The organism is Pseudarthrobacter sp. NIBRBAC000502771 (genome assembly GCF_006517215.1).
Taxonomy (GTDB): Bacteria; Actinomycetota; Actinomycetes; order Actinomycetales; family Micrococcaceae; genus Arthrobacter; species Arthrobacter niigatensis.
This window is the reverse complement of sequence record NZ_CP041187.1, coordinates 2,440,464-2,461,316: the sequence shown is the minus strand read 5'-3', so window position 1 is coordinate 2,461,316 and position 20,853 is coordinate 2,440,464. Positions and strand designations below refer to the sequence as shown.

Below are 20,853 nucleotides of genomic sequence, written 5' to 3'. Positions count from 1 at the left end.
TGCGCCCACGCCGTTCCTGCGCATCGAGGCCTGGTTTGGCCGCGCCGCCCGGCTTAACGCAGAACGCCACCGGCAAATGCCGGTGGCGTTCTGCAGACCTGCGGAGTTACTAGGCCTTGGCGCGGGCGCGGTTGGCCTTGGCACGCTCGTTGGTGTCCAGGATGACCTTGCGGATGCGGATGGCTTCCGGGGTCACCTCGACGCACTCATCCTCGCGGGCGAATTCCAGCGACTCTTCAAGGGTGAGTTCGCGCGGCGGGGTCAGGTTCTCAAAGGTGTCGGAGGAAGCGGCACGCATGTTGGTGAGCTTCTTTTCCTTGGTGATGTTCACGTCCATGTCGTCGGCGCGGGAGTTCTCGCCCACGATCATGCCTTCGTAGACCTCGGAGGTGGGCTTCACGAAGAAGGAGCCGCGTTCCTGCAGGTTGATCATGGCGAACGGGGTAACCACACCGGCGCGGTCGGCAATCATGGAACCGTTGGTGCGGTACTCGATGGGGCCGGCCCACGGCTCGTAGCCTTCTGAGATGGAAGCTGCGATGCCTGCGCCGCGGGTGTCGGTCAGGAACCGGGTGCGGAAACCGATCAGGCCACGGGCCGGAACAATGAACTCCATGCGGCACCAGCCGGTGCCGTGGTTGGCCATGTTGGTCATCCGCCCCTTGCGGGCAGCCATGAGCTGGGTGACGGCGCCGAGGTACTCTTCCGGCACGTCGATGGTCATGTGCTCCATCGGCTCGTGGATCTTGCCGTCGATGGTCTTGGTGACAACCTGGGGCTTGCCGACGGTAAGTTCAAAGCCCTCGCGGCGCATCTGCTCGACCAGGATGGCCAGCGCGAGCTCGCCACGGCCCTGGACTTCCCAGGCGTCGGGACGCTCGGTCGGGAGGACCTTGATGGAGACGTTACCGATCAGTTCCTTGTCCAGCCGGTCCTTGACCTGGCGGGCGGTGACCTTGGCGCCCTTGACTTTGCCGGCCAGCGGGGAGGTGTTGATACCAATGGTCATGGAGATCGCGGGATCGTCCACGGTGATCAGCGGCAGCGGCTGGGGGTTCTCGACGTCGGTGAGGGTTTCACCGATGGTGATGTCCTCGATACCGGCGACGGCCACGATCTCGCCGGGCCCGGCGGACTCGGCCGGAACGCGCTCCAGTGCCTTGGTGGCGAGCAGTTCGGTGATCTTGACGGTCTTCAGCTCACCGTTCTGGCGGGCCCAGGCAACCTGCTGGCCCTTGCGGAGGGTGCCGTTGTAGATGCGGAGCAGCGCGAGGCGGCCCAGGAACGGGGAAGCGTCCAGGTTGGTGACGTGCGCCTGCAGGACGCCCTCGGGGTTGTACGTGGGCGCCGGGATGTGCTCGATGATGGTCTTGAAGAGCGGCTCGAGGTCCTCGTTGTCCGGTGCGGAGCCGTTGGCCGGCTGCTCGAGGGACGCGCGGCCAACCTTTGCGGCGGCGTACACAACGGGAACTTCCAGGACCTTGTCCAGGTCCAGGTCCGGCACTTCATCGGCGAGGTCGGAAGCCAGGCCCAGGAGCAGGTCCATGGACTCGTGGACAACTTCGTCAATGCGGGCGTCGGGGCGGTCGGTCTTGTTGACCAGGAGGATCACCGGGAGGTGCGCGGCCAGCGCCTTGCGCAGCACGAAGCGGGTCTGGGGCAGCGGGCCCTCGGAAGAGTCGACGAGGAGCACGACGCCGTCCACCATGGACAGGCCGCGCTCCACCTCGCCGCCGAAGTCGGCGTGGCCGGGGGTGTCGATGACGTTGATGGTGATGGTCTCGCCGTTGGAGGAGGGACCGTTGTAGGCCACCGTGGTGTTCTTGGCCAGGATGGTGATGCCCTTTTCGCGCTCCAGGTCGCCGGAGTCCATGACCCGGTCCTCGACGTGGTTGTGCTCGGCGAAGGAGTTGGTCTGCTTGAGCATGGCGTCGACCAGGGTGGTCTTGCCGTGGTCAACGTGGGCCACGATCGCGACGTTGCGGAGGTCACTGCGCGATGCAGTGGCTACCGCAGTGTTGGTGGTGGTTTCAGACATGCGTAAAGGCTCGATTCAGTGGAGTCAGCTGTTGTATCGCGACATTTCCAACTGGAACGCACGACGGACAAGGCCCTTGGCACAGGGCGCCTTCCTCTATTCTAGCCGCTGAGTTATTTGTTGGCCTAAATTCCGGCGGGACAGGCTGCCGCCGATTGAGCCAGTATCAGCCACGGCGCCGCAATGGGTGTGACCAAGTTCACTCCAGGATCCCGGTGCATGGCATGATGTCTGTGACACAGCCCATCCATTGAGCACGCCGGAGACAACGATGCCCCCTGCAAAGGCAAGCACCCTGCGTGGTTTCGCCTGGGCTGCCTGCGCCGCGGTCTCCGCGCTCGTGGCGGTATCGGGAATCATGGGCAACACCGGGGACAACGCTGTTCCCGGTACAGCCCTGTCACTGGCGGCCGCAGGCCAGGTATCCGGCGGCCGGGCCGGCAGCGCCGAACCTGCCGTGGCAGCCACGGCCCGCGTCCTGAATACAGGCAACGGACGGCTGGAAGCGGTTGTGCCCGACGTCGCCGGCACCGTCCTGCTGATCGGGGACTCGCAGGCGGAACCCGTTGACGGCTGGCCGCGCCTGGGCCTCGCTGCCGCCGGGTACAACGTGTACTTTTGCGGCCGCGGCGGCACGGGCTACGTCGCGGCCAACGGTGCCACGGGAAACTACATAGACGCCCTGCAGCGCGGAGACTGGCTTCTCCCCTCCGGCACTCCCGCATTGATTGTGGTCGAAGGTGGCGGCAACGATGCCGCCGGCGGGGCAAGCAACGCACAGATCGCCCGGAATGCCGAACGGCTGGTCACTGAACTCCGGACCCGCTATCCCGGCACACGGCTGGCGATGATCGGCACCTTGGCGCGTGGAGCGAACGACGGCGGCGGCCGCCGGAGCGAGGTTGACGCCGTGTTGGGTGCCGTGGCGGGAGCCAACGGACTGCCGTTCATCTCTGCAGGCGACTGGCTCACCAGGTACGGGCTGGCGAAAGACCTCGCCGATGCGGTGCACATGAACTCTGATGGCCGCCGCGCCCTTGGCGGAATCCTCGCAGCCAGGCTCCGGGAACTTGGACTTGGCCGCAATCCTTCGCCGGCCCAAGGAGCCCTCGCTGCCGTGCCCGAAGCGGGCAGCACGTTCCAGGACTGACAGCCGCAGCGTTTCCGTCTTCCGCGCACATGGGAGGAGCCGGGACCCGAAGGTCCCGGCTCCAGCCATTCCGAAGAAAGGCTCCAGCTATGCCACCTCGGGCGGAAGCATGAGCTTCGCACCGGGGATGGCGTTGAGCAGGGCCTTCGTGTATTCCTGCTGGGGCGACTCGAAAACATCGTCCGTGGATCCCGTTTCCACCAGGCGCCCCTTTTCCATGACGCACACATGGTCGGCAATTTGCCGCACCACTGCGAGGTCGTGGGTGATGAACAGGTAGGTCAGCCCAAGGTTGGCCTGGAGGTCGGCGAGCAGGTTCAGCACTTGCGCCTGAACCAGGACGTCGAGGGCGGAGACAGCCTCATCACAGATGATGACCTCGGGGTCCAGCGCCAGTGCCCGGGCAATGGCAACACGCTGCCGCTGCCCGCCTGACAGCTCGTTGGGATAGCGCTGCATGGCGGACTGTGGCAGTGCCACCTGGTCCAGCAGTGTCCGGACCTTCTTCTCCCGGCTGGCCTGGTCCCCGATCTTGTGGACCCGCAATGGCTCCTCGATGGTGCGGAAGATGTTGTACATCGGATCGAGCGAGCCGTACGGGTCCTGGAAAATCGGCTGGACCCGCCGGCGGAACTTGAACAGTTCGCCGGGCTTCAGGGCCGACGTGTCGACGCCGTCGAACAGGATCCTCCCGTCCGTCGGCTTTTCCAGCTGGAGCACCATCTTGGCCACTGTGGACTTGCCGGATCCGGACTCCCCCACGATCGCCGTCGTGGTGCCGCGCCGGACGTCGAAGCTCACGCCGTCGACGGCTGCGAAGTCCGTCGCCTTGCCCAGCCCCGAGCGGAGCTTGTAGACCTTCCGCAGGTCCTGGATCTGCAGGAAGGTCTCCGGCTTCACCGTTTCGGCGGCAGGTGCCAGCAGGTCCGACGTCTCCACGCCCTGTTCCTTGGCCACCTGGATGCGGCGGCTGGCAAGGGAAGGCGCGGACTCGACGAGCCGCTTGGTGTACGGGTGCTGGGGATTGCGCAACAGTTCCAGTGACGGGCCCGCCTCAACGACGCGGCCCTGGTACATGACCACGACCTTGTCGGCACGCTCGGCGGCCAGGCCAAGATCGTGGGTGATCAGCAGCACCGACGTGCCCAGGTCCTTGGTCATGGTCTCCAAGTGGTCCAGGATCTGCCGCTGGACAGTGACGTCGAGGGCCGACGTCGGCTCGTCCGCAATCAGCAGGCGCGGCTGGCAGGAGAGGCCAATGGCGATCAGTGCACGCTGGCGCATACCGCCGGAGAACTCGTGCGGGTACTGGCCGGCCCGGCGCTTCGCGTCCGGAAGTCCCGCCTGGGACAGCACCTTGGCGATATCGTCCGGACCGCTGGGCCGGCCGTTCGCCCGCAGTGTCTCCCGGACCTGGTACCCGATCTTCCACACGGGATTCAGGTTGGACATCGGGTCCTGCGGAACCATGCCGATGGTGTTGCCGCGCAGCTCGATCATGCGTTGCTCGCTCGCATGGGCGATGTCCTCGCCGTCGAGCAGGATCTGGCCGCCGGACACCTTGCCGTTGTTGGGCAGCAGGCCGATGGCGGCCAGGGCGGTGGTGGACTTGCCGGAGCCCGACTCGCCCACGATGGCTACGGTTTCGCCGGGCATGATGGTCAGGTGCGCATTACGCACTGCCTTGACCTCGCCGCTGCCGGTCTTGAAGGTGATGGCAAGGTCGCGGATCTCGAGCAGCGGCCTTACACCGGCGGCCCCGGATTCATCAATACGGACGTCTGCACTGGTCATCTTGTTATCTCTCATCGCTGACGGCTCTTCGGGTCCAGGGCGTCACGCACGGCGTCCCCGAGCATGATGAAGCTCAACACCGTAATGGACAGCGCCGCGGCCGGGTAGAGCATGATTTCCGGCCGGGTCCTGATCGATGCCTGCGCGCCGGCGATGTCATTGCCCCAGGACATGATGCTCTGGGGCAGACCGATACCCAGGAAGGACAGGGTGGCTTCGGCCACGATGAACACGCCCAGTTCCAGCGTCGCCAGGACGATGATCGGAGCCAAAGCGTTGGGCAGGACGTGGCGGATCAGTGCGCCGAACTTGGAGACCCCCAGCGCGCGGGCAGCGGTAACGAAGTCCGCGTTGCGTACTTCGATGACGGCTCCGCGGGTGATGCGGGCCATCTGCGGCCACGCAAGGAGCGAAATGACGAACACCACGGTCCACACGCTCTTGTTCTCCCGGAAAAGGGGCAGCTGCGTGATCACCAAGGCACCCAGGACCAGCGGCAGGGCGAAGAAGATGTCACCCAGGCGTGCGAGGACGGCGTCGACCCAGCCACCGTAGTAGCCGGCGAGGGCACCGAGTGTCACACCGATCACCAGCACGCAGAGGACGGAAAGCAGGCCTACGGAAAGCGAGGCCTGCGTGCCGTGGATAACCCTGGAGTAGACGTCGCAGCCCTGGAAAGTGAAGCCGAACGGGTGCCCGGCCGTGGGGGCGCCTTCGGAATTGGCCAGCTCACAGCCCTCGTTGGGGGGCGTCGATGTGAACAGGCCCGGGAACAGCGCAACCACAATCAGGGCAAGGATGAGCAGTGCCGAGATGATGAACAGCGGACGACGCCGGAGCTTGCGCCAGGCATCGGCCCACAGGCTGAGCGGGGCTTGGTCCGCCTTCACGGCGTCAGTCGCCTGCAGCGGGGTCTCATCAATGGGGGCCACGAAGTGGCTGTTATTACTGGTCATAGCGGATCCTCGGGTCAAGCCAGGCGTACAAAAGATCGACAAGCAGGTTGGCCACCACGAACACCAGCACCAGCACGCTGACGATGGAGACGATGGTGGGGCCTTCACTGCGGAGGACAGCCTGGTAGAGCTTGTTGCCGACTCCGGGAACGTTGAAGATGCCTTCAGTAACAATGGCACCGCCCATGAGGCCGCCAAGGTTGGCGCCCAGGTAGGTCACTACCGGGATCAGTGAGTTGCGCAGGATGTGCGCCACCACTACCCGCGGCCGGGAAAGGCCCTTGGCGGTGGCTGTCCGCACGTAGTCGGCGTTCATGTTCTCGCTGACCGATGCACGGGTCAGGCGAAGGACATAGGCGAAGGACACGAGTCCAAGGACCACCGCCGGCAACAGCAGGGTGACCCAGTTGGCGTTGGCGCCCACGGTGGGTTTTGCCCAGCCAAGCTGCACGCCGAACACGAGCTGGAAGACGAAGCCCAGGACGAAGGTGGGGACTGCGATGACCACCAGCGAGGCGACCAGGACAGTGGAGTCGAACCAGCCACCACGGCGCAGGCCGGCGAAGACGCCGAAGGCAACGCCGAAGATGGCCTGGATGGCCAGTGCCTCAAGGGCGAGCATCGCCGTCACCGGGAAGACGCGGGCGAGGCTGGCTGCAATCGGCTGCCCTGTGAAGTCATTGCCCAGGTTAAACGTGAAGAGGTTCTTGAGGAACAGTCCGTACTGGACCCAGAAAGGTTGGTCCAGGTTGTACTGGGTGCGCAGGGTGTCGATGACTGACTGCGGGGGCTGGCGGTCGCCGAACAGCGCCGCGATGGGATCGCCCGGCAAGGCGAACACCATGTAGTACACCAAGAGGGTAGTGCCGAGGAAAACAGGGATCACCTGGAGGAGTCGGCGCAGGATGAACCGGATCACAGGATCACCTGCCTTCCGGTAAAGGGGAAAACGCGTTCATGAATGCCTTCCTGCCGCTTGCAAGCCAATGGGGGCCCGGACGTGACCGGAACCCCCATCAGCCTTACGGCAAGTTAGATCTGGGACTACTTGGCGGTGATGCCGTAGTAGAGAATTTCACCGTTCCAGCCAGTTTCGGCCTTCGTGATGTTGTTGCTCCACACGATCGGACGTGCCTGGTCCCACAGCGGCAGGCCGGGGAGGTCCTGGAACAGGATCTCCTGCGCCTGGTTGAACTTGGCGTTTGCCTCGTCGGTGGTCTTGCTGGCAAGGCCTTCCTTGAGGAGCTTGTCGAACTCGGGGTTCGAGTACTTCTCGTAGTTCGACGGAGCGTCAGTGGCCCAAACCGGACCCAGGAAGTTGTAGAGCGACGGGTAGTCACCCTGCCAACCGGAGCGGGTCAGGCCCGGAAGCTGCTGGGACTTGCGCAGGTTCAGGACTTCGGCGAACTTGGCGAAGGGCTGGATTTCAGCCTGGATGCCGAGGTTGTTCTTGAAGCCGTTGGTCACGGCGTCGATCCATTCCTTGTTGCCGCCGTCGGTGTTGGAGGCAATCTGGAGCGGCTTGGAGTCGTCGTACGGCTTGATCTTGTTGGCCTGGTCCCACAGGTCCTTTGCCTTGGCGGCGTCGAACTTCAGGACTTCGCTGCCCTTGAGGCCTTCCTTGAAACCGTCGATGACCGGCGGCGCGAACGCCTTGGCCGGGGTACGGGTGCCGTTGAAGACCACCTTGGCGATTTCCTCGCGGTTGATGGCGTAGGACAGTGCCTGGCGGCGCAGCTTGCCGGCTTCACCCTGGAAGTTCGGGTTGTAACCCGGGATGTTCAGCGTGGAGTCGGTGGCAACGGCCTTGGTGGCGTTGCGGTCCGGGAAATCGTTGACGTAGGTCTTCAGGGCGTTGGACGGCAGGACGTCGGTGATGTCCAGGTTGTCCGACTGCAGGTCCGTGTAAGCGGGGCCCGGATCGGTGTAGAACTTGAACGTCACGCCACCGTTCTTGGCGGGGCGGGTGCCGTTGTAGTCGGCGTTCTTGACCAGGGAGATGGACTGGTCGTGGACCCAGGAGCCCTGCTTCTCGAACTTGTAGGGACCGTTGCCCACGGGGTTCTCACCGTAGGACTTGGGGTCCTTCAGTGCTGCGGAGGGCATGGGGTAGAAGGCGGAGTAACCGAGGCGCAGGGACCAGTCGGCCTCAGGCTGGGCGAGCTTGACCGTGATGGTCGAGTCATCTGTCGCCTTCAGGCCCGACATCGTGTCGGCGGTCGGCGCGGGAGTGGTGGTCTTCTTGCCGTCCGCACCTGTCGAGGACGTTACCGCGGATACTTCCGGGTAGCCCTCGATGGACTCAAAGAAGAAGCCGTTCTGCTGCAGGTTCTTCGAGTTGGCGGCGAAGTTCCAGGAGTCGACGAAGGTCTTGGCCGTGATGGCCTCACCGTTGGTGAACTTCTGGCCCTGCTTGACCTTGATGGTCCAGTTCTGCGCGTCGGGAGACTCGATGGATTCGGCCAGCGCATTGACTGCCTTGCCGTTCGCGTCGTAGCTGCGGAGACCTTCGAAGAGCAGGTTGACGACGCGGCCGCCATAAACCTCTCCGGTGTTTGCCGGCAGCAACGGGTTTTGTGGCTCGTTGCTGTAGGCGGTGATGACCTTGTTCGGATCGCCGGCTGCGTTGCTGGATCCGTCAGTGCCGCCGCCGCCGCCGGCGCCGCACCCGGTCAGGGCAAGCGCGGCGACCGCCACGATGCCCAGTGCTTTGGAAGTGCGCGTAAAACGCATTCCGCCTCCTATGAGTTGTGGGAGAGATGTATAGGGGAATCTTGTGCTTCCCCGCAGGCCGAAGCAGCTCACCGCTGTGACGGAACCTACACAATACGAGTTAGCCTAACCGCACGCAGTCCAGATATTGGTACTCCGTTGCCAAACCGTGACCGGGCAGTGCAATGCCCCCGTCAGGTGTGGATAGTTAGGCACGTCACATGCTACTCGGCGGTAGGCCGGACGGCGAATCGGCGCCGCGGGCGCCAAAGGAGCCCACGCCAGGCGCGCTTACTGGGACAGCCGCCAGTCCCACACGTTCCACCAGACGCCCAGCGGTCCAGGGCTCGTCTTCACTCCGGCCACCCTGGAGCTGAAGGCCGTGGTACCCAGGGTTTGGTAGAGCGGCAGCCCGTAGGCGTCCTCCCACACGTGCTTGTCGATCTCGGCCAGGAGCTCGTCCTGCTTACCGAGATCCGTCGTGGCGGCGAGTTGTTCCATGATCTTGTCCGCGTCGCCGTCGGAATATCCCGTGAAGTTGCTGCCTGCCCCGGTGCGGAAAATCTGTGGCACCCTGCTGACGCCTACCTCGGTCCCGATCCACCCTGAGAGGGCGGCCTCAAAGCCGCCCCGGCTCAACGCCGCGGGCCAGTCGGCGCTTGCCAGTCCGCCGTCGACCACCTTGAATCCCGCCAGCGCGGCTGAATCGCGGATCAAGCCGAATGCCCTGGCCCGGTTCGGGTTGTCGCGGTTGTAGAGGATGCGGATGCTGGGAGAGGCGCCCTTCAGGAGCTTCTTTGCCCCATCGATGTCCACCTTGGCGTAGTCGGCGGACCCGTTGTTCCTCACGGTGTCGTCGTACTTCGGCTGTCCGGGGAGGAACACCTGCGAATCCAGCGGCTTGGTGTCCTGGGTTCCCACCACCGCATCCACGATCGCCTGCCGCGGCACAGTCTTCAGGAAGGCCTCCCTGACATCCTTGTCGGAGAACGTCCCGGTGAAGTTCAAATCAAGGTGGTCATAGCCGGACTGCTTGTAGCGTTGAACGGTGATGCCCTGGCTGGAGAGTCCGCTGAGGAGGCTGTCCGTTGAGGCCGAAGGCTGGGGCGAGATGATGTCTGCCTGGCCGCTGCGCAGGGCGTCGACTGCTGCCGGCACGGCCCCTGTGAACCTGACGTTGATTTCATCGAGCCAGGGTTCGGCGCCCCACACGTAGTCCCGGTTCCGGACCAGTTTCATGGAGACACCCGGCACGATGTCGCGGACAATGTAGGGGCCGCTGGAGAGGTACAGCGCGGGGTCATCGGGAATGGATTTCGCGTCGAACCCGGTGTTCCAGAAGTCACTGACCTTCTTGAGGGCCGGGTTGGAGGCCGGCTTTTCCGGGTTGCCCCGCGGCGTGTCCTTGAGGAGATTGACCAGGTCTTTTTCGTCGTTGAGTCCACTTTTTGCAGCAACGACGTGGGCTGGGAGTCCGACGTCGAACGCCACTTCCCAGTCAGCGTAGGGCGCGGCGTACTCAATGGTGATGGACCGGCCGTCCGAACCGATGTCGGGGAACAGGGTGCCCGCCAGGCCCGTGGTGTCCGAGGCGACGGAAAAGTATTTGGTGCCCTTGCCGGCAACAGGATCGACGTCGTCGAAATACCCCGATCCTGCAGCCCAGGCCAGCAGGAGGTCTGCCGCGCCGATCGGGGCCCCGTCTGACCACTTCACGCCCTCGTTGACCGTGTACTTCACCTTGAGGGGCTGGTCCGAGACCTTCTCGAAGTGCCCGAACTTGTCATTGCGGACCACTTTGGAGCTGTCGTCCAGGTAGTAGAAGCCGGAGTGCGTGATGGCACCGATCTTGGAGTTGATGTCGGTATTGCCGCCGGCGCTGTAGGGGTTGAACGAGGAGAACGCATTGACTTCTGCCACGGTGACGCTGCCGCCGCGCTTCGCCTCCCCCACCACCACGGACGGGGCGCTGCCGCCAGAACAGCCGGACAGGACCAGGGCTGCCGCCAACGCCGCGGTGAGCAACTGCATCAGGCGCCTGACCGGCATGCCGCCTCCTTGTGGTTTTTCCCTCTCCGGAGGGGACTGGGGCCGCTGCGATCACGCCCTGCATACTCAGGATACTTGGTGCTGCGGCCCGGTACCCGGATCCGCACCCCCTCCGGATGCAGGAGGGGGCCCCTGCAACAACCTGTCCGCCCCGGGCCGGTTAAGCAGCCCGCAGGCCCTTCGCCGGTGGCCCTCCCGCACGCCGGGCTCCATCCGGTCAAGAAGGGAAACGATCATCCGCGAGCGCGGGTTCCGCTCGAAAACCGGCCGGTGGTCCTGGATGAAGGCCCAGTACAGCGCATCCCAGTCAGGCATCCACTCCCCCGGCGGCAGGTCGGACATTTTCCGCAAGTAGTTGCTGCCTGACACATAGGGCTTTGTGGTGATGTCCGCCCCTGCGGCGAATTGGCTCATGGCGTAGACGTTGGGCACCATCACCCAGTCGTAGGCATCGACGAACATTTCCATGAACCACTCGTAGACGTCGTCAGGATGGATCCGGAGCAGGGACATGGCGTTGCCCAGCACCATGAGCCGTTCGATGTGGTGCGCATACCCCGTGGCAAGTACGCGGGATATCACCAGGTCCACGGGCAGCAAGCCAGTAGTTGCATCCCACCAGCCGGGTCCCAGCTGGTTCCGGTGGTTGAGCAGGTTGGCAGTGCGCATCCGGCGGCCGCGCAGCCGGTACGTGGCGCGCATGTACTCCCGCCAGCCAATGACCTGGCGCACAAAGCCCTCAAGGGAGGCGAGCGGGGTATTTTCATCCGCACCGCCCAGAACCGCCTGCAGGATATCGCCCGGGTTCAGAAGGCCGATGTTGAGCCCGGGGGTCAGCAGGCCGTGGTTGACGAATGGATGCGCTGCGGAGATCGCATCTTCGTAGGGGCCGAAGCCCGCGAGGCGTTCTTCGACAAACTCCTGCAGGTGCCTTTGGGCCTCTTCCGCGGTGGTGGGCCAGGCGAAGAGGTGGGGGTCTCCAGGGGCATCCGGAAACTCCGTGGCGACCCAGGCGATGGCGGTTTCGACGTCCCCCGCGGCGTCGGAGCCGGCGTCCTTTCCCTGCCCGCTGCCCGGCGATGCCAGCGCATCCAGGTTGAACGTCCCCTCCTCCTGGAGCACGGGGTGCCCCCTGAACCTGCCGACAGTGGGTGGGGTATAGCCGCGGGGAAGCTTCCTGCGGTTGTCCGCGTCGAACGACCACTTTCCGCCGACCGGAGCGCCGTTGTCCACCAGGATGTCCAACCGCCGTCGCTGCCAGATGTAGAAGTCATGCATACGGGCCGGATTGTCCGCGAACCAGTCGTCCAACTGCGCCCGCGACGTCAGGAAATTCGGTGTCTCAAGCACGTCCTGGCTGCGCATCCTGTAACCGCCATCGTCAAGGCCGGCTTCCAGGTCCTTCGCGAGCCAGTCATCGACGACGTCAAACCAGGACACTCCCCGGGGGCGCCGCTGCCGGATAAGGTCCGCCAGCTGGACACGGGATATCCGCGCTGGGTCGCTGTAGAGGACAACCACGTCGTGCCCAAGTGCGCGCAGGCGGCGGGCAAAACCAGCCATCGACGCCCGGTGCAGGACCAGCTTGTGTGAATGGAACCGGTATTGGCGGAAGTAGAGGTCGTGCTCGATGAGCACAAAGACCGTGTCCGGGTCCATACCATCCCGCTGCTGCTCAAAGAGCTGATGGGGCAGGACGAGGCGCAGGAGCGGGCCGGCAGTCATACCGCAACCCTAAGGCAAGGTGCCGCAAGTGGACCGCGGCACCCTGCCTGATTGACGAAGCGGCGCTAGACGTTGAAGCGGAACTCCACCACGTCGCCGTCCGCCATGACGTATTCCTTGCCTTCGATCCGGACCTTGCCGCGGGACTTTGCCTCAGCCATGGATCCGGCGTCCACAAGGTCCTCGAAGGAGACGACTTCGGCCTTGATGAAGCCCCGCTGGAAGTCGGAGTGGATGACGCCGGCCGCCTGCGGTGCCGTGTCCCCCTGCCGGATGGTCCAGGCGCGCGCTTCCTTGGGGCCCGCGGTGAGGTAGGTCTGCAGGCCCAGGGTGTGGAATCCGACGCGTGCCAGCTGGTCCAGGCCTGATTCGTCCTGGCCGTTCATCTCGAGCATCTCGCGGGCTTCTTCCTCGTCCAGCTCCACGAGGTCGGCTTCGAGCTTGGCGTCGAGGAAGATGCAATCGGCCGGGGCCACCATGGCGCGCAGCTCTTCCTGCTTTTCCGGGCTGCCCAGGATACCTTCGTCGGCATTGAACACGTAGATGAAGGGCTTGGCAGTAAGCAGGCCCAGCTCCTTGAGGTGCTCCATCTCGAGCTTGTCGCTCTTGATGGAGGAATAGATGGTATCGCCCCGCTCAAGCACCGCCTGGGCGGCCTTGATGGCGGCGAGCTCTGCGGCTTCCCGCTTCTTGATCTTGACTTCTTTTTCGATCCGCGGAATGGCTTTTTCGATGGTCTGCAGATCGGCAAGGATCAGCTCGGTGTTGATGGTCTCCATGTCGGAGCGGGGATCCACCTTGCCGTCAACGTGGACCACATCGGGATCGTCGAAAACCCGGACAACCTCGGCAATGGCTTCAGCCTCGCGGATATTGGCCAGGAACTGGTTGCCCAGCCCCTCCCCCTCGGATGCGCCCTTCACGATGCCGGCGATGTCGACAAAGGAAACGGCGGCGGGCAGGACGCGCTGCGAGCCGAAGATCCCGGCGAGCTTCTGCAGCCTGGGGTCCGGGAGGTTCACGACGCCGACATTGGGTTCGATGGTGGCGAACGGGTAGTTCGCGGCCAGGACCTGGTTGCGGGTGAGCGCGTTGAAGAGGGTTGATTTGCCGACGTTGGGCAGTCCGACGATGCCAATAGTAAGAGCCACGAGCATTGATTCTACCCGCCGGACCCCGCGGGCCAGTACCCGGGGATGTCACTGCCCGTGATTGTCAGAGCCCCGTGCAACAGTGAAGCCATGGATGCTTTTGCCTTGATTCTGGCCCTCTTCATGCTGCTGCTGGGTGCGCTTGCCGGCGCTGCAGCCACTTATTTCTCATTGCGCCGGAACTCGCACGCGCTGGAGGCGGACTTTGACCAGGTCTCGTCCCGCCTTTCGGAGGTCACCGCGCAGCTGGCAGCGGCCGACGCCGAGCGGCGGCTTTTGGCGGCACAGAACCGCGAGCTGGGCGAGGCCAGGACACAGGATGGAAGTGTGCTGCGTGCCCTGGCGCCCGTGGCGGAGAAGCTGTCCGCCGTTCAGCAGCAGGTCGCATTGCTGGAGCGGGACCGGGTGGAGCAGTACGGCCAACTGGCCCAGCAGCTGCAGGAGGCCCGGCTTTCCGACGAGCAGCTCATTCGCTCCACCCATGCCCTGGAGTCGGCGCTGCGGTCCAACAGCGCCCGGGGCCAGTGGGGCGAGGTGCAGCTCCGGCGCGTGGTGGAGGCCGCCGGTATGCTGCGCCACGTCGACTTCGTGGAGCAGGTCCACAGTGCGGGCCACGACTCGGCGGTGCGGCCGGACCTGGTGGTGCAGCTGCCGGGCGACAAGCAGCTGGTGGTGGACGCCAAGGTTCCGTTGTCCTCCTACCTTGAGGCACAGGAGCTGGGCTCGGTGGACCCTCGCCTGGGCCCGGCTGGTCCGCAGTCGGCGAACGACGGCCGCAACAGGCAGGCCCTCCTGGCCGCACACGCCAAGGCCCTCAGGGCGCACGTGGACGCGCTCGGTACCAAAAAGTACTGGGACATCCCGGGGAACTCGCCGGAACTGGTGGTCTGCTTCATCCCGGCCGAGTCCATCCTGGCGGCGGCGCTGACTGCCGACGCCGGGCTCCTGGACCACGCACTGTCCCGCAATGTCGTCCTCGCCTCGCCGAGCACCCTGCTGGCCGTGCTGAAGTCCGTCGCCTTCACGTGGCGGCAGGACGTCCTGACGGACAGTGCGCGCGAACTCTTCGAACTCGCGCGGCAGCTGTACGACCGGATGGGCACGCTGGGCGAGAACGTCACCAAGCTCGGATCCTCGCTGAAGACGTCCGTGGACCGCTACAACGCCATGGTGGGGACGCTGGAAGCCAGGGTCCTGCCCACCGCGCGGAAACTCAACAGCCTGGAGGAAACAGGCCTGGTTGCACCCCCCTTGGTGGAGGTGCAGCCGCGGGCGCTGGTGGCACCCGAGCTGCAGGGCGACGGTGAAGCGGCCTGACACGGCCGCCGGATGCAGAATGGGCCGGGCAGCAAGATGCTGCCCGGCCCATTCCTCTGGAAATATGTTTTCGGTTCTAGCTGCGGGGCCGGCGTCCGCCCAGGGCACGGCTGACGTCACCGGCCTGCTTCAAGGTGGCCCGGAGCTCCTTGGGCAGCGAGAAGAGTAGGTCTTCCTCAGCCGTGACTACTTCCTCAACGGCGCCATATCCATAGTCGGCGAGCAACCGCAGCACGTCCTGCACCAGGACCTCGGGAACGGAGGCCCCGGAGGTAACTCCCACGGTGGCCACTCCTTCGAACCAGGCTTCGTCCACCTCGTTGGCGAAGTCCACCCGGTAGGACGCCTTGGCGCCGTATTCAAGCGCCACCTCCACCAGCCGGACGGAGTTGGATGAGTTGGCCGACCCCACCACGATCACCAGGTCGGCCTTCGGCGCGATCTTCTTGATGGCCACCTGGCGGTTGGTGGTGGCATAGCAGATGTCGTCGCTGGGCGGATCCTGCAGGGTGGGGAACCGTTCCTTGAGCAGCCGCACGGTTTCCATGGTCTCGTCCACACTCAGCGTGGTCTGCGAAAGCCAGATGACCTTCTCGGGGTCCCGGACAGTGACCTGGTCCACTTCGTGCGGGCCGTTGATGATCTGGATGTGCTCCGGCGCTTCCCCTGAGGTGCCTTCCACTTCCTCGTGGCCGTCGTGGCCGATCAGGAGGATATCGAAATCGTCCTTGGCGAAGCGGACGGCTTCCTTGTGCACCTTGGTAACCAGGGGGCAGGTGGCATCAATCGTGCGCAGGCCCCGGGTTTCGGCAGATTCGACGACTGCCGGGGAAACGCCGTGGGCGGAGAAGATCACCAGGGCGCCCTCGGGCACCTCATCGGTTTCGTCCACGAAGATGGCGCCCTTCTCCTCCAGCGAGCTGACCACGTGGACGTTGTGGACGATTTGCTTGCGGACGTATACGGGCGGACCGTAGTGTTCCAGCGCCTTCTCGACGGCGATCACGGCACGGTCAACACCGGCGCAGTAACCGCGCGGAGCAGCCAGCAGTACCTTCTTGGTGCCGTTCACGGGGGCCGCAGCTGCTACTTCCTCCGGGGAGCGGCGCCTGCGCGGAATGGATGGCATCGAAAGGGATACAGCCGAGGTGGTCATGCCTCCATGCTACCGGCTGGCCCCAACCCGTTTCCGGGATGCGAACCACGTCACAATGCCGGCTGCCACCAGGACGCCGCCGGTAACGGCCGCGGTTGTGATCCATGCCTGGAAGTCTGCACCGGCGGCGGCAAGGAACTCGTCGCGGAACATGTTGGCTATCGCGTTACCGGTGTCGGTGGCCTGGGCACGGGCCGAGCCCAGCTGCAAGCCAAGCCCCCACAGCCCTGCAACCGCCAGGCCGCCAACCCCTGAGGCCAGCAGCACGGTCCAGCGGCGGCGTGCCGCCACGAGCGCCAGCAGGAATGCCACGGCCGAGCCGATGGCCAGGACGTAGCCCATCGGCGCATAGGTGGCCAGCCGTTCGGTCCATTCCCGCTGCGCGGGTTGGCCCACATTAATCAGCGTCTGTTCCGGGGGGTTGAGGGGAAGCCTTGTGGCCCGGCTGATCTCCTCTGCGCCGAGGGCTACCAAGGGGGCGACGTCGAGGGTCAGCGACGAGGCCGACGCTCCGCCCTGCGACGCCGCGGCGGGGTCGGCGAAACTGAGGCGGTGGCTCCTGCGAAGGGTCTCCTCCCACGCTGCCGGATAGCCCGGAAGCTGGGTCAGGGACTCCGCCGCTTTCTCGAGCATCGGTTCCACCAGTCCCGAGAGGAAACCGGGAACTGACCCGGTATCGATCGTCCCCACCGCCGCCGTAGCCAGCTTCCGTTGGAATTCCGGGTCCTTGCCGAGCGGAGCAGCAAGACGGACAAATCCATCTTCCTGGACGATATTGCGGTCTGCCCAGATGGCGGGAACGGCAACGGCAGCCAGGAGGATGCCCAGCACGGTGGCCAGGGCAGAAACAAAAGTGCGCACAACAGGTCCTTCGGGGTTGGGGGACTCAACCCATCCTAGGCAGGGTGGCGGGGCTGTCCCTGTCAGCACCCGGTGCTAGACCTTACGGATAAGGTTGATTGACCGCCACCAACAGATAAAGGACCGCATGCCCGCAGCACCAGCCTCCCAACGGCGTCCGCATGTCTGACCAGGCCTCCCTTCCAGGCACTGCACCCACTACCCTGCCAGCCACCGCGGCGGAAACCAGTCCGGACAACCCGTGGCCGCTGCAGCTGCTCTCGCAGAAGCTGAAGGCCCACATCGACCGGACCCCGTCGGCGTGGGTCGAAGGGCAGGTCATTGAACTGAACCGGCGCGGCAGCAACGCCTACATCACGCTTCGCGATGTAGATGCCGAGGTGTCCCTTCCCGCTTCGGTCTGGACCAAAGTCCTGGAACGGCAGAACCTTCCCCTGGAGCGGGGTTCACGGGTCGTGGCGCTGCTGAAGCCGGAATTCTGGCTGAAAACCGGTCGGCTGAACATGCAGGTCAGGGATATCCGGCCGGTCGGCCTGGGTGACCTGCTGGCCCGCATTGAGCGGCTGCGCCAGGCCCTCGCGGCGGAGGGCCTGTTCGCCGACTCCCGCAAGAAGCGGCTGCCCCTGCTGCCTCACCGGATCGGCCTGATCACGGGACGGGACTCGGACGCCAAGAAGGACATCCTCCGCAACGCGGCACTGCGGTGGCCGGCCGTGGAGTTCGAGATCCGCGAGGTTGCCGTCCAGGGCAACACGGCCGTGGCCCAGGTGGTCCGCGCCCTGCGGGAACTGGATGCCCGGCCGGAGGTCGATGTGATCGTCATCGCGCGCGGCGGCGGGGCGCTCGAAGATCTCCTGCCCTTCAACAGCGAGGACCTCATCCGCGCGGTGGCCGCGGCCGAAACACCGGTGGTGAGCGCCATTGGCCACGAGGCGGACCGCCCCCTGCTGGACTACGTTGCCGACCTCCGCGCCTCAACCCCCACGGATGCGGCCAAGCGGATCGTTCCTGAGGTGTCCGAGGAGCTCGCCGGCGTGCGCCAGGCACGCGAACAGCTGCGGCGCTCCATGGACCGGATGATAGACCGGGAGTCGGACCGGCTGGCGGCACTGCATTCCCGGCCAGTCATGGCGGCGCCGGAGGGCATGGTCTCCGTCCGGGCGGAGGAAATCGAGCGCCTGCTGCGGCGTTCCTCCGCTGCCGTGAACTCCACGGTGGTGCGGGCAGCGGACCAGCTCCAGCACCTGAAGGCCCAGGTGCGCGCCCTCTCGCCGCAGAAAACCCTGGACCGGGGGTACGCCGTCGTCGAACTCGCCGGGAACCAGGCCGCCCGGATCGCCGAAGCCGGCCACGCCGTGGTGCGCAGGCCCGACGAAGCGCCGGCAGGCGCCGCCCTGTCCATCCGCGTCGCGGAGGGCCGCTTCGGCGCCACGTCCGACGGACCCGCGCAGCCCACCGGGGCACTGCACCCGGGAAACCCCGACCAGCACCAGGAAGTGGAAGAAAACGCATGACTGAACAGAAGCCCGAATCAGACGTCGCAGCCCTGAGCTACGAGGACGCCCGGGAGCAGCTCATCGCCGTGGTGGGCCGGCTTGAAGCGGGGGGCGCAAGCCTGGAGGAATCCCTGGCGCTGTGGGAGCGAGGCGAGGCATTGGCCGCGCGGTGCGAGGAGTGGCTCGAGGGAGCACGGAAGCGGCTGGCCGCTGCCCGCGACCAGCCGCTGTAAGCAGGCTGCAAAGCCGAACATACTGCCCGGGCCCAGGCCGTTGAGTCACGAACGGGCGACGAGTTCCTTTTCGATGTCAACGTCGAATTCAGCCTTGGGCCACTCCAGCCGAAAATCGGACAGCGCCGACATCACCAACTGCTGCACGGCGATACGGGCGAACCACTTCTTGTTGGCCGGCACCACATACCAGGGCGCAATGGCTGAGCTGGTCTCGTCGAAAGCAGCTTGGTAGGCAGCCATGTAGTCATCCCAAAAGGCGCGCTCCTTCAGGTCGCCGCTGCTGTATTTCCAGTGCTTGGCAGGGTTGTCCAGGCGGGCCAGCAGCCGGGACCTCTGCTCATCCTTGCTGATGTTGAGCATCACCTTGATGATCTTCGTGCCGGCGTCGGTTTGCCGGGCCTCGAATTCATTGATGGCCCGGTAGCGCCGGCTGATTTCTTCCGGGGTGGCCCAGTTATGGACGCGGTGGATGAGGACGTCCTCGTAGTGCGAGCGGTCGAAGATCCCCACCATGCCGGCTGCGGGGACTTCCTTCTCGATACGCCACAGGAAGTCGTAGGACTTCTCCTGCTCGGTAGGGGCCTTGAACGCCTTGAACTGGACACCCTGCGGGTCCATGGTGGCCATGACGTGGTTGACGATTCCACCTTTGCCCGCCGTGTCCATCGCCTGCAGGACCAGGAGGATCCGTTTCTTTCCGCCGGCCCGTGATTCGGCGAACAGCTGTTCCTGCATCTCGGAGAGCTTTCCGTCCAACTCAGCCAGCAACGCTTCACCGTCAGCCTTGTTGCCGCTGTAGCCCGGGGTGGCATCCGGGTCAACCGAGGCCAGGGAAAATCCCTTTCCAACGCGCAGCGTGTCAGAGGGATGCTGGTCGAAGCCAACGACGCGGGCCATGGGGTTCCTCTCCGCAGGGGATACACGGGCCCGGTGGCCCGTGAGCACAGGCTAGTTCCCTTGGTACCTGCTTAGGAAGTCCCCCATGCGCCCAATGGCTTCTTCGATGTCCTTCACGTTGGGCAGTGTCACCATGCGGAAGTGGTCCGGGCGCACCCAGTTGAAGGCCCGGCCGTGGGAGACCAGGATCTTCTGTTCCCTCAGGAGGTCGAGGACAAACTTCTCGTCATCCCTGATGTGGTAGACCTCCGGGTCAAGGCGCGGAAAGAGGTACAGGGCGCCTTTCGCCTGCTGAGTGCTGACGCCGGGAATGGCGTTGAGCATGTCGTAGGCCTTGTTGCGCTGCTCGAGCAGCCGGCCGCCCGGGAGGATGAGGTCGTTGATGCTCTGGTATCCGCCCAGTGCCGTCTGGATGGCGTGCTGGGCCGGGACATTGGCGCACAGGCGCATGTTGGCCAGCAGGTTGATGCCTTCAAGGTAGTCCGCGGCATCCTTCTTGGGTCCTGAAATGGCCATCCAGCCTGCCCGGTAGCCGCAGACCCGGTAGGCCTTGGACAACCCGCTGAAGGTCAGGCACAGGACGTCGTCGCCGGTCAGCCCGGCGAGGTTTACGTGGACAGCGTCCTCGTACAGGATCTTTTCGTAGATCTCGTCGGCAAAGATCACGAGGCCGTGCTTCTCGGCGAGGGCCACGATCCGTTTCAGGGTCTTTTCGGGGTAGACGGCGCCGGTGGGGTTGTTGGGGTTGATGACCACGATCCCCTTGGTGCGGGGCGTGATCTTCGCTTCCATGTCCTCCAGGTCGGGCTGCCAGCCGGACTCTTCATCGCAGAGGTAGTGCACCGGTTTGCCGCCGGCAAGCGCCACGGACGCCGTCCAGAGCGGGTAATCCGGTGTGGGGATGAGCACTTCGTCGCCTGAATCGAGCAGCGCCATCAGGGACATGGTGATCAGCTCGCTGACGCCGTTGCCCAGGTAGATGTCATCAACGTGGATGTTCTGGATGCCGCGGGTCTGGTAGTACTGCGAGACCGCGGTGCGGGCCGAGAAAATGCCGCGCGAGTCGCTGTAGCCCTGGGCGTGGGGCAGGTGGCGGATCATGTCCACCAGGATGGCGTCCGGCGCTTCGAATCCAAACGGTGCCGGGTTTCCGATGTTCAGCTTGAGGATCCGGTGGCCCTCCGCCTCCATCTGTTGGGCGGCTTCGAGGATCGGTCCACGGATGTCGTAAAGGACGTTATTGAGCTTCGTGGACTGCCTGAATTCTGCCATCCCTCAAATATGCCACAGGAAGGATGAATGGCCGTTGAGACAT

At 64.9% G+C, this 20,853-nt stretch carries 16 protein-coding genes; 4 read left to right on the top strand and 12 right to left on the bottom strand.

Annotated features, from left to right (window positions below):
* Positions 1-109 precede the first annotated feature (109 nt).
* Positions 110-2,038 carry a translational GTPase TypA gene (typA, locus tag NIBR502771_RS11565; protein WP_141159879.1) on the bottom strand — a complete coding sequence of 643 codons (1,929 nt, stop codon included), beginning with the start codon at positions 2,036-2,038 and terminating at the stop codon, positions 110-112.
* A gap of 271 nt (positions 2,039-2,309) precedes the next feature.
* Here typA and NIBR502771_RS11560 point away from each other — a divergent pair, with 271 nt between their 5' ends.
* Positions 2,310-3,188 carry an SGNH/GDSL hydrolase family protein gene (locus NIBR502771_RS11560; protein ID WP_141159878.1) on the top strand — a complete coding sequence of 293 codons (879 nt, stop codon included), beginning with the start codon at positions 2,310-2,312 and terminating at the stop codon, positions 3,186-3,188.
* A gap of 87 nt (positions 3,189-3,275) precedes the next feature.
* Here the strand turns inward: NIBR502771_RS11560 and NIBR502771_RS11555 are convergent, their stop codons facing one another.
* The 7 genes from NIBR502771_RS11555 to ychF all read right to left on the bottom strand — a co-directional run bounded on the left by NIBR502771_RS11555 (position 3,276) and on the right by ychF (position 13,575).
* The gene (locus NIBR502771_RS11555) at positions 3,276-4,982 is read right to left on the bottom strand and encodes an ABC transporter ATP-binding protein (RefSeq protein WP_141159877.1); all 1,707 of its coding nucleotides are present in this window, start codon (positions 4,980-4,982) and stop codon (positions 3,276-3,278) included.
* A gap of 11 nt (positions 4,983-4,993) precedes the next feature.
* The gene (locus NIBR502771_RS11550; RefSeq protein WP_141159876.1) at positions 4,994-5,938 is read right to left on the bottom strand and encodes an ABC transporter permease; all 945 of its coding nucleotides are present in this window, start codon (positions 5,936-5,938) and stop codon (positions 4,994-4,996) included.
* Positions 5,928-6,857 (bottom strand): ABC transporter permease, encoded by a 930-nt coding sequence (locus NIBR502771_RS11545; RefSeq protein ID WP_141159875.1) that lies wholly within the window; start codon positions 6,855-6,857, stop codon positions 5,928-5,930. The genes NIBR502771_RS11550 and NIBR502771_RS11545 overlap by 11 nt, the downstream gene beginning before the upstream one ends.
* A gap of 125 nt (positions 6,858-6,982) precedes the next feature.
* On the bottom strand, positions 6,983-8,671 hold the full coding sequence (locus tag NIBR502771_RS11540; RefSeq protein ID WP_141159874.1) for an ABC transporter substrate-binding protein: 1,689 nt from the start codon (positions 8,669-8,671) through the stop codon (positions 6,983-6,985).
* A 270-nt stretch (positions 8,672-8,941) separates the two neighbouring features.
* Positions 8,942-10,699, bottom strand: a complete 1,758-nt coding sequence (locus NIBR502771_RS11535; protein WP_141159873.1) for an ABC transporter family substrate-binding protein — start codon at positions 10,697-10,699, stop codon at positions 8,942-8,944.
* A gap of 66 nt (positions 10,700-10,765) precedes the next feature.
* Positions 10,766-12,424: a cryptochrome/photolyase family protein gene (locus NIBR502771_RS11530; protein ID WP_141159872.1), complete on the bottom strand. Its 1,659-nt coding sequence runs from the start codon at positions 12,422-12,424 to the stop codon at positions 10,766-10,768.
* A 65-nt stretch (positions 12,425-12,489) separates the two neighbouring features.
* Entirely contained in the window at positions 12,490-13,575 is a 1,086-nt protein-coding gene (ychF, locus tag NIBR502771_RS11525; RefSeq protein ID WP_141159871.1) for a redox-regulated ATPase YchF, read from the bottom strand.
* 90 nt (positions 13,576-13,665) lie between these two features.
* On the opposite strand from ychF, the gene NIBR502771_RS11520 reads away from it, so the two are divergent.
* On the top strand, positions 13,666-14,892 hold the full coding sequence (locus NIBR502771_RS11520) for a DNA recombination protein RmuC (protein WP_141159870.1): 1,227 nt from the start codon (positions 13,666-13,668) through the stop codon (positions 14,890-14,892).
* 76 nt (positions 14,893-14,968) lie between these two features.
* Here NIBR502771_RS11520 and NIBR502771_RS11515 read toward each other — a convergent pair whose 3' ends face one another.
* Entirely contained in the window at positions 14,969-16,048 is a 1,080-nt protein-coding gene (locus tag NIBR502771_RS11515) for a 4-hydroxy-3-methylbut-2-enyl diphosphate reductase (RefSeq protein WP_141159869.1), read from the bottom strand.
* A 9-nt stretch (positions 16,049-16,057) separates the two neighbouring features.
* Positions 16,058-16,909, bottom strand: a complete 852-nt coding sequence (locus NIBR502771_RS11510; protein ID WP_141159868.1) for a hypothetical protein — start codon at positions 16,907-16,909, stop codon at positions 16,058-16,060.
* Between the two features lie 161 nt (positions 16,910-17,070).
* Between NIBR502771_RS11510 and xseA the strand changes: the two genes are divergently transcribed.
* Together xseA and NIBR502771_RS11500 are read left to right on the top strand one after the other, a co-directional pair.
* Entirely contained in the window at positions 17,071-18,423 is a 1,353-nt protein-coding gene (gene xseA, locus NIBR502771_RS11505; RefSeq protein ID WP_141159867.1) for an exodeoxyribonuclease VII large subunit, read from the top strand.
* Complete coding sequence (locus NIBR502771_RS11500) at positions 18,420-18,638, top strand: exodeoxyribonuclease VII small subunit (RefSeq protein WP_141159866.1); 219 nt, start codon at positions 18,420-18,422, stop codon at positions 18,636-18,638. The genes xseA and NIBR502771_RS11500 overlap by 4 nt, the downstream gene beginning before the upstream one ends.
* Before the next feature lie 45 nt (positions 18,639-18,683).
* On the opposite strand, the gene NIBR502771_RS11495 is transcribed toward NIBR502771_RS11500, so the two are convergent.
* The gene (locus NIBR502771_RS11495) at positions 18,684-19,538 is read right to left on the bottom strand and encodes a polyphosphate kinase 2 family protein (RefSeq protein ID WP_141159865.1); all 855 of its coding nucleotides are present in this window, start codon (positions 19,536-19,538) and stop codon (positions 18,684-18,686) included.
* 51 nt (positions 19,539-19,589) lie between these two features.
* Positions 19,590-20,810: a pyridoxal phosphate-dependent aminotransferase gene (locus tag NIBR502771_RS11490; protein WP_141159864.1), complete on the bottom strand. Its 1,221-nt coding sequence runs from the start codon at positions 20,808-20,810 to the stop codon at positions 19,590-19,592.
* Positions 20,811-20,853: the final 43 nt, after the last annotated feature.